Genomic DNA, 16,622 nt, shown 5'->3' on the forward strand with positions numbered 1-16,622 from the left:
TCATTGCTAAGTGTTTTTGACATGAGTGCGCGACGCCCACTAGATCAGTTCCAGTTGATTGCAACGGGTCGCATAACGAAGCGGTCAGCATCACCCAAGACGTGCCGACCGTTGTCGTTTATCTCCGTCCGGAGGTGCTGCCCGTATCCTTGATCGCTTTCGACCAAGTCGTATCCCTTCGACAAGGTATTCGCATCTGGCCATCGGACTAGACTGATGACGCTCGGCAACTTGGGGCCCGTGATTGCTTCAAAGGCTCCGACAAGATCAGCACCGGCGCGTTCTTTCGCCGCCAAATCGTGATTGAGAATGGCGTCACGCATGGCAACTGCTCTTCCATTGGAAGCTGCATGAATGTTGAGTTCAAAAACACCGTCATCCGTAAGAGGCATAGGTTCTTCTATACCGCTCCCATCCAGCGCCTTTAGGAATTGGATCTCATAACGCTCCACGAGTTCTGATGGCCCATTCGTTCTTGCGCGCGCTTCTTGCCAATCCGGATCGGCAGCAAAGCTGGCAAATGCCTGCGAACGTTGTTCAAAGCTATCCCAGCGCATGAGATAAACAAATACCGGAGCTCGAGGACCTGCGATGCATGTCCAACTACCGACCAAGCGAATCCCATGTTTCGGGAACAGGACGCGAATATCATTCCGGAACCGCGCAGCCATATCATTCAGTCGACCGGGCGCGATAGCATATAATCGAAGTTCATAGATGTGGTTGTCATTCTCAGCCATTTGCGTAGTCCTGAATTATATTTCAACGTGGCGGAATAGATCACTCACTGGATCAACATCCATTTGCCATCCTTAACGGTGACGAGGAAGGCGGCATCATCGCCGACGCCCCAAGGCCATGACGGATCTGAGAATGCATAAATGCTGTGCACCCCAGGAACGCGGTTAAGTTCACGCATACCGTCGCGTAACGCAGCACGGAACTCGTGGGTGCCTGGTTTGTCTTTCGCCAGCGCTTTTTCTATCGCAATGGAAAGAACTATTCCGGTGTCGTATCCGTATCCCGACAGCGCATCCGCCTTACCCGCTCCGTACTTCGCATCGTATGATTTTACGAATTCTGCTACGACGGGTTTGCGTGGTTCACTGTCGGGAAGCTGGTCGCCCACGCCGATAGCGCCGACCGCACCGTAAATCCCTTCGATAGAAGTTCCCCCGAGCTTGAGGAAGTCCTTATTCATAATGCCGTTACCATTGTAGATTGGGCCGGGATAGCCCTGGTCCTTAAGTGTGACGTTTGGAAGAACGCCAGGGGTTCCCGAGACACCCAGAAAGATAGCGTCGGGATTTGCAGCCATAAGCTTCAAAACTTGACCCGTCACGGATGTATCGGCCCGGGCAAAGCGCTCATCTGCTACGATTTGATAGCCCATCTTGTCTGCGTAAGTTTCAAGCGCCTTCTTGCTGACATCACCCCAAGCATCGGAGAAACCGAGGAAGCCAACAGTCTTTACCCCGCGCTTCTTCATATCGTTGACGACTGGGATAATCCATTTTACGGGCGGGGGCGGAACGTTAAACAACCACTGATCCCTCGAGTCGTTGAGCGATACTGGGGCCAATGGAATGATCGGCACTTGTGCACCGGCCGCGACCTGAGACATGGCGATTGCACTTGGGGTCGTTGTCGGGCCGACAATTATGTCAACCTTTTCATCGTTAATCAGTTTTTGAACATTGCGCGTTGCGATTGCAGGATCCCCCGCGTCGTCAAGAACGATGAGTTCAATTTTCTGACCACCAATCTCCTTCGGCAGGCCAAGCTGAAGTCCCTGATTTTCGGGAATGCCCTGCGAAGCAGCAGAGCCCGACAACGCCAAAACAACGCCAATCTTAACGTCCGCGAAAGCGTTGGGGATAGCAGCTAGTGTTGAAAGAAGTGCTGCAATGCCCAGGGGGATAATTTTTTTCATGTTTCTCCTCCACAAAATTGAGTTATGAGTCCCATAGTTAGCTATTTGAAGCCGTCAAATTGGCGGCTCCACCCATATAGGTTTGGATGACCCTCGGATGATTCAGCAATTCTGAAGCGTGTCCAGAAATGACCATTTCACCCGTCTCCAGCACATAACCGTAGTCCGCAGTCTGGAGAGCCGCTCGCGCGTTCTGTTCTACGAGTAAAACGCTGACATCGAGCTCTCTCAGACGGGATACAATTTGCAAGATTTCCCGGACGATGATTGGAGCGAGGCCGAGGCTTGGCTCGTCGAGCATGAGTAGTCTGGGCTTTGCCATCAACGCCCGACCGAGTGCTAACATCTGCCTCTCACCGCCAGAAAGCGTCCCTGCGTCCTGATTCATGCGCTCGGACAGACGGGGAAACAGAGCGTAGACTTGGTCGAAGTCTTGTTTCAGCTCAGCTCGGCTATGTCGCCTACGTGTGTAAGCGCCCAGCTCCAGATTCTCACGGATTGTCATTTCATTGAACAATTCGCGCGTTTCGGGAACAAGAATCATGCCGTTTTGCACTCGCCCCTGGACATCCCGACGACTGATTTCCTCTCCGTCGAAGCGGGCGCTACCACTATACTGCATTAATCCCATCAGGGCCTTCAGAAAGGTGCTCTTTCCAGCACCGTTTGGTCCAATAATTGTTACAATACGACCGGCTTCCACCTCGATCGTAAGGTCCCGGATCGCCGAGATCTTACCGTAGGAGGCACTGAGATTTTCAACCTTGAGAAAGGACATCAGGCAATTCCTCCAAGATAGGCTTCCTGAACTCTCGGATTTGCCCTGATCTCTTCTGGTTTGCCGACGGCGATCCGTCGACCAAATTCCAGAACGACTATTTCGTCTGCCAGACCCATAACAAAATCCATGTCATGTTCGACTAGGAGAACCGTCATTCCGGAATTCCTCAAATGCCGGAGCAAGTTTGCAAGTGCTTGCTTTTCCATAGCGCGCAAACCTGCCGCAGGCTCGTCGAGTATGATCATCTTTGGATCAGAAGCGAGCGAGCGAGCTATCTCAAGGAGTCGTTGTTGCCCCAATGCGAGGTTGCCGGCAAGCCCGTATGCATCGTCACCCAACCCGACTTCATTGAGCGCAAGCAAAGCGGTCTTACGGTACTGCTGCTCCTCTAGACGATCCAATTTGAACACCCCAGCAAACAGCCCAGATTTCATTCTCCAGTTGGCACCCATCAAAACATTATCGATCAGACTAAGCTTCGGACGCAGTTTTACATGCTGAAAAGTTCGAGAAAGCCCGTCAGTCACCAGTAGGCGGGCGGCCTGGCTAGTAACCTCCTTATCTGCAAAATAAACCTTGCCCTTAGTCGGCACCTTCAAACCACTGATCATATCAAAAGTGGTACTCTTACCTGCCCCATTGGGGCCAATCAGAGCAACGATCGTGCCGGGTTTGACCTCAAAAGATAGGTCGCTGACCGCTGCGAGGCCACCAAAGTTCATACCTACACCCTCAAGCCGAAGCAAAGGTGATGCCGATCCTGATCCTTCCATCGAACGGGAAAAAGAAAGGCGCTCGCTTTTTGAAATGCTCGGAAGAGCTGCCGCGGGCTTTGTCGGCAGAATAAGGGCGAGCAAGGGCGAGAGCCCTCGCGGAGAGTACTGGATCAGCAGGATGAATATGATCCCAAATATGACGACCTCTGACGTACCAGCATCGAAGCCAAGAGCTGGAAGAATATCTTGAATCCAGTTACGTCCCAGCATTACCAATGCAGATCCGACCACCGCTCCCAAGACGCTTCCAATGCCACCAATCACCGACATGAGAAGCACTTGCATGCCTGCGTTGAGATCAAACAGTGAAGGCGAAATAAACTTCTGCGTATGGGCGAAGAGCCAACCTGAAACACACGCAAGTTCAGCAGCCAAGACGAACAGGAGCAGTCGAACGCGGAAAGCGTTAACTCCGAGACTTGTTGCAAGCAATGCTCCACCCCGTAGGGCGTTAATCGAGCGCCCCATGCGAGAGGAAAGGAGGTTTGTCGCACCGATCAATGCTAGGACTAACACAGCCCAAATTAGATAGTATACCTGTTCTGGCCGCGTCAGTTCATAACCAAACGCCGTTACCGAAGGCAGATCCCCGATACCGCTATGCGCGCCTAAGGTCGTCAAGTTACCAAGAAACATGAAAACTGCAACTGCCCAGGCGAGCGTAGTGATTGGCAAGTAGTGACCACCAAGATGGAGAGTGATGGCACCCATGAGCACCGCAGAAAGACCAACTATGAGAAGCGCAGCCAATAGCCCCACCCAGGGCCCATAACCTATTTTAAGGGTTATATAGGCTGAGGTGTACGCCCCTATGCCAGCGAAGGCGGCCTGCGCGAAGGAGGTCACACCTCCCGAACCCGTCAGTAGGATTAGGCCTAACGCAGAAAGGGCATAGATGCCGACGAGATTGAGCATTGATACGCTAAATGGACTTAGCGCCAAGGGAAGTGCGACGAGTACGACAGTCGCGATGCCAAATACCAGGGAATACCGGGAACGAGGCGCAGACCGAGAGAGAGTGACTGAAGCTATCTCGGCCATTATGCGACCTCCTCTTCTTCTTCCATATGCTGGGGTGTAATGAATGTCCGCAGCAGTATAATTGGGATAATTGCGATGAAGACGATAATCTCCTTGGAGGAACTGGCAAAGAAGGAGGAATAAGATTCGAGAATACCGATGATGATCGAGCCAATAGTTGCTAGTGGATAGCTAACAAAACCACCAAGTACCGCGCCAACAAAACCCTTGAGTCCAATCATCAGTCCGGAATCATAGTAGATCGTGACTGTAGGTGCGATCAGGATGCCGACGATTGATGCAATAACCCCGGCCAGAATGAATGCAGTGCTACCTGAGCGATGGGTTGATATCCCGACCAGGCGAGCCCCATTTCTATTCAGAGCAGTCGCCCGCAATGCTTTTCCTGACAGGGAAAATCCAAAGAAGCTGGCCAAGGTCACCGCCATGAGGATTGCCACGACAACAACCGCGATCACTTGGTATGATATATTGAGGCCAAAAACATGGAAAAAGCCGCGGAATAGGGCTGTGGTTCTTGCACCTTCGGGGCCGAAGAACATGAGGGCTAACCCCGAAATCAGGTAATGAAGAACAAGGGCAACGATAAGTAGAGCGAGAGTGGAAGCGGTCTCCACCGGCTGGAATACGATGCGGTAGAGTAGTGGCGCGATTGGAACCACCAAGGCAATAGCCAGCATGACCTGGAAATACGAGTTCAGGGCAACCCCTTGTACAAGATAGCTAATTAGTGCCGGGCAAAGTGGCAAGACAAGCCAGATCGCGACCGCGCGGGGAATATCTTGGTATTCTCCTTGTCTAAACTTGGAGATGCACTCCACCCCTGTCGCAATGAGTGCAAGCACGATTAGTAGGTATACGGTACCTGGTAGCGCGTTTTGCTGAAGAGAATGAAGGGTTAATGCTGCGTAAGCTATCAGGTCGCCATAGGATGCGAAGATGATGCGGGTTGTTGTAAATACTAGAACAAATCCCAGCGCCAACATGGCGTAGACCGCACCCGTCGCGATACCATCCTGGAGCAGTATGGTCGCTATTTGAAAGTTCATAATTCCTCCCTTGCCGTTCGTCCGCGTTCGCCTGGCCACATATCTCGGCTGGCTATTGTTCGCTGGCTGACGCGCCGTTTCCTCCCGGCTAGTCAACCTATAATGCTAACATGCTAGCATGTAAAGCGGAAAGGCATCAGATCCGAAACCGCTCGTGTGACTCGTGGGTATTACTACGCTGCTATATCTGCGGTTTGTTTTGGCGTTCCCGATTCAGCGTATTGGCGATTATGTAACCAAATGTGAGCGCAGGCCCGAGCGTGATACCTGCCCCTGGATAGGTACCTGCCATCACTGAGTTCATATCATTGCCACAGGCATACAATCCGTTGATCGGGTGACCGTCGGCATTGAGGACGCGCGCGTTGGCGTCTGTCCTCAAGCCTTGTGTACTCCCGATATCTCCTGGATAGACCTTGATCGCATAAAATGGAGCGGCAGATATAGGACCCAAACAAGGGTTGGGGCCGTTAGCCGCGTCCCCGAGATGTCGGTCGTATATATTGCTTCCCTTACCAAAGTCGGGATCGTGGCCGTCTATCGCATAACGGTTATGCTTCTCAATTTCCGATTCCAACGGACCGGCAGGGACACCAATCGCCTGTGCAAGTTCGGCGATTGTCTTCCCAGTCATAAGATACTTCGTGTCGAGGAATCGCTTTCGAGAGCCGATGCCCGGTCTTACCAGACCCATCCCATATTTCCGCAAAAATCTCGCATCGCAAACCAACCATGCAGGAACTGAAAGAGACGAGTCCGCAAGCATTCCCTGCACGAACTGATGATAGGACGATGCTTCATCAACAAAACGACGCCCTGCTTGATTAACTGCGATCAGACCAGGCTTCGCTCTATCGAGAAAAAGGTGCGGAAAGCGGATTTCTTTACCAGCATCCTTCATGACTGAAACGGGGCTGAAGTTAGCAGGATCAACCACTGCGTCATCAATTACAGCCCCATGCAATACTGCTAGTTTCTGAAGTCCGCCCGTACTGCTTTTCGGAGCCATAGTGTAGTGTTGTTCAGGAGTTTGTAGTATCTCGCTCATCGTCTTGAGATTGGCTGCGGAACCTCCGCCAGCCAAGACTATGCCCAATTTCGCACGCCAGACCTGCTGTTTTCCACCATATGTTACCCGCACGGCATTAATTCGTCCGCTTTCGCTTTCGAGAGCATCAATCTGAACTTCGTTACGGAGTTCAACACCAGCGTCTGATGCAGATTTCAACAGCTGGGCAGCGAGTGAATTGCCAGCTATTAGCCGCGTTCCCCTGCCGTGAGACAGCTTTTGTGCGAGAAATTGCAAGATCATTTTGGCTGATACTGCAAAATTTTGAGGTGAACGCATAGAACCGAGTAGCTGGTCGATTTCCCTGCGACCCACCATCATACCGCCAAACACCAAGAACTCTTTGATAGGCCAGCGAAGACGAGAGAACAACTTGCCGAGACGACGTCCATCGAAAATTTGCGGGTCGAGTGCTCGCCCTCCCGGGGAAGCTCCGTCCAGCTCCGGGTAGTAATCTGGAGCGATTGGACGACTTATAAGCCGAAGCTCGGTGTGCTTGTGCATGAACGTCACCATGTCCGGCCCGTTCGCGAGGAACGCATCGACTAGATCGTATCTTATTTTGTTACCAAGCACTTTCGTGAGATAACTGCGAGCTGCTTCGACACTGTCACTCATGCCGAGTTTATGCATTTCGGGATTATTCGGAATCCATACCACGCCTCCCGAAAGAGCAGTACTTCCACCGAACTGGTGCTCTTTTTCGGCCAATAATACTTTCATGCCCAGATGCGCGGCGACAGTAGCTGTCGTTAGCCCAGCCGCACCTGAGCCCAGTACTACCACGTCGAATTCATCGTCTAATGCGTTCATTGTCTCCTCCTTAGGCGTATATAACATGCTAGCATTTATGTTAAGAAGACAAGAAAGCACTGCCGATTCTAGATAAATGGCGAAAGCAAAATTGTCGCAGAAGCAGAAAGGGGATGTTACCCCTTTATTGAATCAGCCGTCCACCGTCGACTACGAGATCCGCACCTGTAATCATGCGAGCATCATCGGACCCCAAAAAGGCGACTGCCGCAGCTATGTCATCAGCTTCTGGAAGCGCACCGAGCGGTATCAGAGAAGTCAGTGATTTCATCGCCGCCTCTTTGCTACCGTGAATGCGGATCAATTTCTCAGCAACCAGTGGAGTCCAGACGTAAGCAGGATGGACTGTATTGACCCTTACACCATATCCGAATCTTGCGGAACTAAGGGCCGCTTGTTTGGATAGGTTTTTCACCGTGCTTTTGCTCGCTCCGTAAGCAACTCCGTCCCGTGAACCAACATAGCCCGCGATCGAACCGATGTTAACGATCGCCCCGGCTTTCCTCTGCTTCATTGTGCGAATTGCCGCCTGCATACCAAGAAAAACACCGTCGACATTAATTTTGAATACGCGCCGCCATTCTACTAAGGGCAATTCATCAATCGCATGCACCTCCTGAGAAACAACGCCTGCATTATTGACCAAAAGATTAAGTTTTCCGAATTGTGATTCAGTATACTCGACAGCCTTAAGCCAACTCTCTTCAGAGGTGACGTCTAATTCGACAAATTTCCAGCTTTCAGGTCTACAGTCCAGTTCAGGTTCCAATTTAGTGGTGGGCGCCCGAAGATCGGCCAGTACAACACGTCCGCCTTCCTGAATTATCCGCTTCGCTATGGCTAAACCAAATGCACCCGCGCCTCCTGAAATAAGAGCGACACTTCTTTCATATCTCAACATGAAATCCTCCCTTAGCTGACCGTCCAGAAACTAGAGTCATAGTTCCCAATAATCAGTATCGCGAATGCACGGTTGCCCTGTTCGCGAAGTCTCTTCATTATCGATAATATTTGATATTGCCGATAAGATTGACATGGGTATAGCGGGCTCATATTGGTGTCAAGCGTCAATAGGACTCAATTCAGGCCTCCAAACTTCGCGGAAAGCGGCTTATTTGTACGAAGGATCAATCGCAGTATGATCAAGTTGTTCTCACCCATCAAAGTAGGTGGCCTTGAACTCGTAAATCGCATAGCGATATCACCGATGTGCCAGTACATGGCCAAAGCGGATGGAAAAGTGACGCCTTGGCATACGATGCACTATGGCAGTTTGGCAGTGTCAGGTGCCGGCGTGGTTATTATAGAAGCGAGTGCCGTTTCACCTGAAGGGCGCATTAGCCCGTGCGATCTTGCCATCTACAATGCTGATCAGGAGGAGCATTTTCGCGAGCTTCTCTCAAACATCCGCACGTATTCGTCCACCCCCATCGGTCTTCAATTGGCACATGCTGGTCGAAAATCGTCAAGCGAACCATTTGATTCCCCAAACCCTGTAACAATCGAACAGGGCGGATGGATTCCAATTGGTCCGTCATCCGTGCGAGTAAAAGAAAACTGGCCGGCACCCAATGAAATGTCTCTGACCGATATCGACGACGTCATTGCGAGTTTCGTATCGGCGGCAACTCGCGCTGATCGTGCGGGTTTCGATCTTATCGAAATTCATGGCGCTCATGGCTACCTCATAAGTTCGTTTTTATCCAACATCGCCAACTTACGAACTGACAAGTATGGAGGGTCTCTTGAACACCGTATGCTATTCGCAATCACACTTGCCCGCGCCGTGAGGAAAGTATGGCCGCGAAGCAAAGCGATCGGTTTCAGACTCAATGGAAGCGACTGGGTTGAGAGCGGAATTTCAGTTGAGGAAACCGCGAAAGTCGCTGCAAAGCTGAAGGATATAGGAATCGACTACGTCAGCGTTTCGAGCGGTGGGAATTCGAGTAATCAGAAACTTCCGCCGGTGACTCCTGGTTATCAGGCTCCGTTGGCGGCGAGTGTTCGCAAGCTGAGCGGACTAACCACAATGGCATTGGGGATGATATTGGAAGGGCCTCAAGCAGAAGGTATCCTATCCAGCGGTCAAGCTGATCTTATTGGCATCGCACGTGCTGCGTTGGATAATCCACGCTGGCCATTACATGCAGCACAGTCCCTTGGCGTAAAAGTCGAATACCCACGACCCCATTGGCGCGCAGCTTCTGGGATATGGCCAGGATATGATATCGTGCATAAGAAAGGATGAAATATCCGCTTCAAGCGAACTAAATGGGAACCTTGCGTCCAGGCAGGTTCCCATTGAGACAGTCTACTTTGCTAATGCTTGGAACGGCTCGCGATCAAGACGACCATGTAAATATGTTTGCACCCACTTAGAGACAGTAATCTCGCCGAATAAACCGGCTTTTCCGAATGGGTCGCCTTCGATAAAGGCCTTTGCCTCTTCGAGAGAGTTAACATCAATGATTATAAGTCCAGCATTGAACTCGCCGCTCTCGGTTTGGACGCCCCCGGAAGCGATAAGTTTAGGCTCCCAAGAGGCTAGGTAATCCATATGCGCCTGACGATGCTCCGCCCGGATATGTGCCGCATCCTGCTTGTCTTTCGTGAATACCATGTATGCCATGTTTAATAACTCCGACTCGATTTGAATCACAACTGATCAATAGATGATTATCGATAAAATGCGATTTACGCGATAAAAAAATCCGTTATTTTATTTGTCGACTATTTTTTCTGCCGCGAGTAGTAGGTCGTGGGTTGTTCTGTTGAGGTGCAAGGACAACAGGTCGGCAGCACTCGCCTCATCTCGAGCGAGTGCAGCTTGCACAATGGCCTTATGTTCACCTGCGAAGTCACGGCCAACGTGAAATCCGGAGGGACGTGACCAAATACGATACAGTTCTGCGGCATCTCGTAATTGGGAAGTCAATTTCTGTAGCCGTGGACTTCCACATCCGGAGCAAAGGGCAGCATGAAAATCCCTATGCCGTTGACGCCAAGTTGAACCGTGATCCGTCCCATTTGGTAGGGGAGTCCGTTCCAGAACATGATGAGCGGAAACCACCTCGCGCTCCCAAGTCAGATCGCCATTTTTAACACTTGAACGCAATGCGCCGACTTCAACGCTCAACCTCAAATTGGTAAGGTCGATTAGATCTGAGGTCGACAGCGTCATAACAGAAAAACCGCGTTTGGGACTCGAAATCACCAAACCTTCTTCGCTTAACCGTGTTAGAGCCTCTCTGACGACCGTTTGGCTATTTCCGAAACGTTCCGCTAAGTCAAGGAACTTCAACCTCTCTCCTGGCCGTATCCTACTTTCCAATAAATCTGCTCGAAGAGCCTCATAAACTGCATGGGTGCGGAGTTCGGAAGTTTCATTTGCGCCCATTTAAATCACCACCCTGGTCACATCAGCTACGTCTAGCGATCAAATCGCCCTTTACGCTATTTTCTATGATCCTAGGTATTAACGATAAATTGTCACCAACTCAACCGCGAGGCGTGTAGAGGTTTTGAACTTCCAACGCCTCCAAACTAGTTACGAGGATTGGGAGCAGTTAATCGCCTACAAGCATATCCAATGAGAGCATTTTAAACCAAAACCAAATAAACTTGGGAGTGCACTTAAAATCAGTATAACCTAAAGGAGTACCGCGCTCTAACCGGCACCATTATACTGTCTCGATAATTGTATGCCTCGCTGTATTTCAGCTTCCAAATTCCAGCCGATTGGCAGATCATTGAAATCCAATAGGGCCGCCATTGGCCGTTAGCCACCCCCCATCGACAACCAATACATGGCCGTTCACAAAGCCCGCCTCATCAGATGCCAGAAAATATACTGCATTTGCGATGTCTTCAGGACAGCCTATTCGTGGAAAAGGAGTCCGATTAATCAATTGGGCTTGGAAGGCAGGGTTCGCCCTGATTTTGTCGCGTGTCATAGGCGTTTCGATTAATCCTGGAGCAACCGCATTCACCCGGATGCCTAAAGGTCCGTAATCGGCAGCTAGTTGCCGCGTCAATCCAACAATACCTGCTTTGGCTATCGAGTACACTCCGTTTCCGGCATTTCCGCGAAGTCCGACTATCGAAGCCACGTTTACTATGCAAGCGCCAGCTCCCAATGCCGGAAGCGCTATTTGGCAAAAACGGATGTGAGCGCGAAGATTAATGTTCAACATGTCATCCAGGCCCTCTTCCGTTTCTTTTGTAATATCTGGGTTAGCACCACCAATGCCAGCGTTGTTTACTAAAACATCTAATCTTCCGAACCGATCAAGCGCAAATCGTACCGCGTCATCAGGAGCAGTACGTTCCGAAATATCTTGTTCGATAACAGCTGACCGTTCAGGAAATGATTGCCGTAAAGGCTCGAGTGCTTCTGCGGACTTATCCGTCACAACGACCTTGTGTCCGGCAGCAAGAAAACGCTCCGCCGTCGCACGTCCGATCCCACGTGCGCCTCCTGTAATCAACACGACCTTCATTTAAATACTCCTCAGTCTACTACCGTGCGAATACTAGATTGGATCGGCTGCGGTTCATGCTGCCGGCCCAGTCAGTGTCCGACCACCATCCACAACAAGCACAACGCCCGTAATGAATTTGGCTGAATGCGATGAAAGATATCCAACAGCTGCAGCTATATCTTCCGGTTCGCCAATCCGCCCCAGAGGTATGCGCTTGATTATGTTCACGGCGTCATTATCATCGCGATTAAAGATCATCGGCGTTGCGATTGGCCCAGGGGCTACGGCATTTACGCGAATCCCACTCTGGGCTAGCTCCAGCGCCAAGGATTTCGTGAGAGCTCCCACCGCAGCCTTTGATGCGGAATAGTGTGAAAAATTTAAAGCCCCAAACATAGCTACTGACGCCAAATTGACGATCGCACTACCTTCGGCCATTTTTGGAAGACAACGGCGTATCAGTTCCGTTGAAGCAACGACATTCACTTCGTAGTGGCGGCGGAAGTCAGCTGCAGTGAGATCCCTGAACTCCTTAACGTCGAAGATACCAGCATTGTTCACGAGGATATCGACTCGTTTCAAATCCTGCACGATGTCATCCAACGACGCATCATTTGTAAGTTCAGTGGCTCTCGCAACAATGTCATACCCCTGCTGACGCAACGAACTGGCAAGGGTCTCTAGGTCTTTCTGGTTCCTATCAACCGCTATAATCCGATTGCCTCGGCTGGCGAGTTCAGCACAAATTGCGCGACCGATTCCTCCTGCGGCACCTGTGACGATTGCCACTTTGGTGGTTTCCATGATCCATTCTCCTACAACAATCTTGTTACATTCTAGAATTTATCGAAAATGCGCACAATCCATATTTATGAGCCATATCGTCAGGAATTCATCAAAAGCTCATATTGGAACTGTGGAATGCCAGTTGATAACCCGCTTTGGGTTATTCAATCACCTCGACAAACGCGCCCCTTAGACGTTGTTCAATCTGAAGGATATGCGTCTTCATAACATTTCTGGCCGTGGCTACGTCACGTTCTCGAAATGCTTTGATAATTTCCTCGTGCTCATCGTGGGCAGTCGTTAGACGGTCCGCGAAAATCGGCCGACGCGCCGCTGCTATGAAGAAATCGCTTCGATCTCCTAACGTTTCGACTACCTCGGCGACGGGTACGGAACGGGATATACGGCGCATTTCTAAGTGAAGTTCACGGTTCAATACACGATATTGCCGCGCCGTGTAATCAGGCTCAGCGGTCGTTTCCCGTAAGCGTCCGATCTGATCGGAGATGACTTCAAGACGATTAATTTCTTGCAGAGAAGCACGTTCCGCTACGAACTCCGCCACAAGCGCTTCACCCTCAGCAAAAAGCCGAAAGAAGTCTGTCACTTCTTGCGACGAATACTGTCGAACTCGACAACCGACCTGTGGAACGATGACAACGAAGCCCTCCACTGAAAGCCTTTTAAGTGCTCCCATCACTGGCTGACGGCTGACGTCCAACTCTTCCGTCAATGCTTCAACTGACACTGCCTGTGCGGGCTCTAAATTCCCATTAAGAAGTCGTTCCTTGACAGCTCCGTAAACGAACTCCGCCAAACCTGACTGACGCGCGGAATTGCTTGCTTTACCCTGGATCGTCATCAATATTCGCCTCAAAAACGGTCACACACGGTGACAATATTTGCACAACCGTATGAGAAACTGATGACTTTTGGAAGTGCTTCCCATAATTTCATCATCAGCTTTTAACATCGTAATCCTGCTAATTCGGATCGACGATCACAATTGGCATGCCGTAAGATTACAAACGAATGCCAATTGTATCCGTCAATAGGGCCACGACGATATCATGAGAGACCCGTGGCGCCCTGACTTTGTCAGCCAGATGGCTCGAAATCGCTTCTGATCAGCCTTCAACACCCCAAAGCTTCTTGAAATTGGCACGTGTATTAATCGGCGCTTCCCACGGCTTTTCGAGATCAGCCGGAAGATTATCCTTCGTGTAGAGAATGAAGGGGCAATCTCCGCTGTATAGGAAGTCTGGGTCGTCGGTGATTCTCGATTTCATGAGTGGAACATTAGTCAGCATACGAATTGTCGCATCGACTGCCATCCACCCGGCATAGGTTGCGTCCAATGCCACCGTCGCGGCCTGTGCCTTGCCCTCTTTAATATACTTCAGGTTCTCCGGGTTCCCAACTTGCCCAACGATTTTAACCTTGTCGCCCAGTCCCGCATTCATGATTGACGGCACCATATCGGCGATCGCCGGATCATATGTGCCATAGAGATAGCTGACTTCGGGATTGCGTTGAAGAAGGCCGAGGACGCGACGACCAAGACCGTTTCCGATGTCTCCCGCGACGAAAGTCTCCTGATCAAGGGTCTTGCAGTCCGGGCATTTCTTCAGCGTTTCTACGGACGAGTTGACCAGTGTTACCACTGTGCTGAATTCCAGATCATTAAGCGGAAGCGTGATTGCCTTCCCCTTTGAACTAGAAATGATCCAGTCGCCCTGTGCTTCGCCAATCTTCTTCCAGTTTGGGCCTATATCAAACGCATAACCGTCTTTACCCACTCCACTCCCTACAAAAATTCCACCAATAATGACGCCCTTGGCATGGGCCGCGGCGATCCCCGTCTTGACGAGTTCAGGATTAATGGAATCTGCAAGAATGGCATTCGCACCCGTCGCGACCGCTTGGGTGATCAAACGGTTCTGAGTCGCGAAGTCTGACCGACCATCATAGATATCGACTTTCCATCCCAAAGTCTTAGCGGCTTCTGCGGCTGCTTCTGCAGACACCGAACAGCCGGCCAGCGTCATGTCGCACGCGATAATCGCTAGTTTGATATCTTTAGGGGGGAGGAGCTTGTCAGTTGGCCCGACCCAGTTCTGCGGCCCCTTCATTGCCGCTTGCGTCGCCTTTTCGTGTTTCGCGAGATCAAAGTCTGCCGCTCGAACGGGCGCCGAGGTGAAGACCAAAGGCGCAAGCAACGCAATCGTAAGTTTTGATAAACTAATATTCATTAATTCCTCCCGTTAAAGTTGCCGACAGTTGGACTTAAGCCGAGGACCAAACTGCCAGTTATAGTGAGGGTAGCCGCGCAACTGGATCGCATGGTTTGAAGCATCGAACCAGGGTCAGAAACACGAACGGTTTTATTTCTCCTCCACCATTCGCGCCGCCAATTTGCCGCGACATTTATATACTAGCATGCTAGAATTTGTCGATTGTTCTGGTTGTTATTGTGTTGGTATTGGTCGCCCAGAAAAGTTTCCCCGCTGAAAAAATCTATCGCGATCCTCATTGGTAGCGGATGCCGCAGTCGACTTCATGCTCTTGATAAAGGCCACGGCATCTGCGACACCTGTCCGGGACAAAACTTCATCATACCAACGCCATATGTTTGGATATTCGGCATTGTATGCCCTGCAGAGTTCACTCGGTCCATCAAAGAACATAGACATGGTGCGAAACCAGGGAAACATTGATATATCGGCAATCGAGTAAACGTCTCCAGCCAAATATCGCGCCTTGCCGAGTCGATCATTGATTTGGCGATAAAGATTTCTGGTTTGTGCCTCAAACCTAGCTTCCGCGTATTCATTCGGTGTCTCAACATAACGCCTAAAATGATTGAATTGTCCGAAGCTCGGCCCAACCGACGACATTTGCACCATCAGCCATTGGATTGTCTGGTAGCGCTCGCGACCTTCTTTCGGAAGGAACATCGAATACTTTTCACCAAGATAGATCAGAATAGCCCCCGACTCGAAAATTGTAGATATTTCCGACTGTCCGTCGTGATCATCGATGATGATTGGCATCTTCTGGATAGGATTGAGCTCCGATAACTCCTTCGAAAATTGCTCACCTTTCCAGACATCTACAAACCGAAAAGCGTAATCAACGTTCAGTTCAGTCAGCATGATAAGGATTTTATGAACGTTTGGACTGGACATGCCATAAAGAGTTATCAACGCCTTCTTCTCCGAACATAATAGCGAACAGGGAGAGTCGAAACATTTGGAGAATTAAGCCAAAAACTTCGACATCGTGGGCAGTTTGGTACATATGAGAATGTCGTTTCGAGTAGCGCTAAAATGGGCTAGCTCAGAACGGAATATCGAACCCCGCATCCAAGCGAGCGATACGCCAGATCCGCTCTTCTTTTCTCATGACAAACCGATACGGACCGGCCGTCACAAACTCGAGCTTTTTCTCATACGAACGCAATAGGGTGAGATAAGCATAGGCGGTGGCGGCAGTATCGGTAAGATCATCAATAGCGATATTAGTGAACGAATGACGGCGCTGATCCGCTAATGTTACCCAGAAGTCGGACATCCATTTAACAATCGTGCTACGACCGACAAATGGACCAATGGACGTCTCACCCATCACTGAGCCTGCCCATACACCATCATCCGTAAAACATTCACCAACAAGGTTCTCACTGCGTTCGTCGAAACCCCACCCGTAGCGGCCAATGCGCTCCGCAATAAGCACCCGATCGAGTGTTGTTCCACTATTAGCATCCGCCATACTTTCCTTCAGTTTGCAGACGCCGCTCTCGCTCGCCCAAGTCGGGACAGGATGAAGTTCGGTGCCTTGCGTTGCGGTGGTCATTCACGTTCTCCCACAAAATCTAAGATTTGAATCAATGG

The 16,622-nt window shown here is 50.5% G+C and carries 16 protein-coding genes; 1 reads left to right on the top strand and 15 read right to left on the bottom strand.

Going from position 1 to position 16,622, the window contains the following annotated elements; all coding sequences use genetic code 11:
• Positions 1 to 44: 44 nt before the first annotated feature.
• The 7 genes from JAU75_RS20625 to JAU75_RS20655 form a co-directional block, all read right to left on the bottom strand.
• Positions 45 to 740, bottom strand: coding sequence for an NIPSNAP family protein (locus tag JAU75_RS20625; RefSeq protein WP_199058376.1), 696 nt, complete (start codon positions 738 to 740; stop codon positions 45 to 47).
• Positions 741 to 784: 44 nt separating this feature from the next.
• On the bottom strand, positions 785 to 1,933 hold the full coding sequence (locus JAU75_RS20630; RefSeq protein WP_199058377.1) for an ABC transporter substrate-binding protein: 1,149 nt from the start codon (positions 1,931 to 1,933) through the stop codon (positions 785 to 787).
• A gap of 37 nt (positions 1,934 to 1,970) precedes the next feature.
• Positions 1,971 to 2,711, bottom strand: coding sequence for an ABC transporter ATP-binding protein (locus tag JAU75_RS20635; RefSeq protein WP_371836218.1), 741 nt, complete (start codon positions 2,709 to 2,711; stop codon positions 1,971 to 1,973).
• Positions 2,711 to 4,405 (bottom strand): branched-chain amino acid ABC transporter ATP-binding protein/permease, encoded by a 1,695-nt coding sequence (locus JAU75_RS20640; RefSeq protein ID WP_199058378.1) that lies wholly within the window; start codon positions 4,403 to 4,405, stop codon positions 2,711 to 2,713. The genes JAU75_RS20635 and JAU75_RS20640 overlap by 1 nt, the downstream gene beginning before the upstream one ends.
• A gap of 125 nt (positions 4,406 to 4,530) precedes the next feature.
• Positions 4,531 to 5,580, bottom strand: coding sequence for a branched-chain amino acid ABC transporter permease (locus JAU75_RS20645; RefSeq protein ID WP_199058379.1), 1,050 nt, complete (start codon positions 5,578 to 5,580; stop codon positions 4,531 to 4,533).
• Positions 5,581 to 5,761: 181 nt separating this feature from the next.
• Positions 5,762 to 7,462 carry an FAD-dependent oxidoreductase gene (locus JAU75_RS20650; RefSeq protein ID WP_199058380.1) on the bottom strand — a complete coding sequence of 567 codons (1,701 nt, stop codon included), beginning with the start codon at positions 7,460 to 7,462 and terminating at the stop codon, positions 5,762 to 5,764.
• Between the two features lie 124 nt (positions 7,463 to 7,586).
• Positions 7,587 to 8,363 (bottom strand): SDR family oxidoreductase, encoded by a 777-nt coding sequence (locus JAU75_RS20655; protein ID WP_199058381.1) that lies wholly within the window; start codon positions 8,361 to 8,363, stop codon positions 7,587 to 7,589.
• Positions 8,364 to 8,600: 237 nt separating this feature from the next.
• Between JAU75_RS20655 and JAU75_RS20660 the strand changes: the two genes are divergently transcribed.
• Positions 8,601 to 9,710: an NADH:flavin oxidoreductase/NADH oxidase gene (locus JAU75_RS20660; RefSeq protein ID WP_199058382.1), complete on the top strand. Its 1,110-nt coding sequence runs from the start codon at positions 8,601 to 8,603 to the stop codon at positions 9,708 to 9,710.
• Positions 9,711 to 9,773: 63 nt separating this feature from the next.
• Here the strand turns inward: JAU75_RS20660 and JAU75_RS20665 are convergent, their stop codons facing one another.
• The 8 genes from JAU75_RS20665 to JAU75_RS20700 form a co-directional block, all read right to left on the bottom strand.
• On the bottom strand, positions 9,774 to 10,091 hold the full coding sequence (locus JAU75_RS20665) for a YciI family protein (protein ID WP_199058383.1): 318 nt from the start codon (positions 10,089 to 10,091) through the stop codon (positions 9,774 to 9,776).
• A gap of 90 nt (positions 10,092 to 10,181) precedes the next feature.
• Positions 10,182 to 10,859, bottom strand: a complete 678-nt coding sequence (locus tag JAU75_RS20670) for a GntR family transcriptional regulator (RefSeq protein WP_199058384.1) — start codon at positions 10,857 to 10,859, stop codon at positions 10,182 to 10,184.
• A 349-nt stretch (positions 10,860 to 11,208) separates the two neighbouring features.
• Positions 11,209 to 11,961, bottom strand: coding sequence for an SDR family oxidoreductase (locus JAU75_RS20675; RefSeq protein ID WP_199058385.1), 753 nt, complete (start codon positions 11,959 to 11,961; stop codon positions 11,209 to 11,211).
• Positions 11,962 to 12,015: 54 nt separating this feature from the next.
• Positions 12,016 to 12,747 carry an SDR family NAD(P)-dependent oxidoreductase gene (locus JAU75_RS20680; protein WP_199058386.1) on the bottom strand — a complete coding sequence of 244 codons (732 nt, stop codon included), beginning with the start codon at positions 12,745 to 12,747 and terminating at the stop codon, positions 12,016 to 12,018.
• Positions 12,748 to 12,889: 142 nt separating this feature from the next.
• Complete coding sequence (locus JAU75_RS20685) at positions 12,890 to 13,591, bottom strand: GntR family transcriptional regulator (RefSeq protein ID WP_199058387.1); 702 nt, start codon at positions 13,589 to 13,591, stop codon at positions 12,890 to 12,892.
• 265 nt (positions 13,592 to 13,856) lie between these two features.
• A complete protein-coding gene (locus tag JAU75_RS20690; protein WP_199058388.1) occupies positions 13,857 to 14,981 on the bottom strand; it encodes a sugar ABC transporter substrate-binding protein in 1,125 nt (374 codons plus the stop codon).
• Between the two features lie 216 nt (positions 14,982 to 15,197).
• Positions 15,198 to 15,935 (bottom strand): glutathione S-transferase family protein, encoded by a 738-nt coding sequence (locus JAU75_RS20695; protein WP_371836219.1) that lies wholly within the window; start codon positions 15,933 to 15,935, stop codon positions 15,198 to 15,200.
• A 133-nt stretch (positions 15,936 to 16,068) separates the two neighbouring features.
• Positions 16,069 to 16,584 carry a nuclear transport factor 2 family protein gene (locus JAU75_RS20700; protein ID WP_199058390.1) on the bottom strand — a complete coding sequence of 172 codons (516 nt, stop codon included), beginning with the start codon at positions 16,582 to 16,584 and terminating at the stop codon, positions 16,069 to 16,071.
• Positions 16,585 to 16,622: the final 38 nt, after the last annotated feature.

The sequence above is a fragment of the Ochrobactrum sp. Q0168 genome, assembly GCF_016427605.1.
Classification (GTDB): domain Bacteria; phylum Pseudomonadota; class Alphaproteobacteria; order Rhizobiales; family Rhizobiaceae; genus Brucella.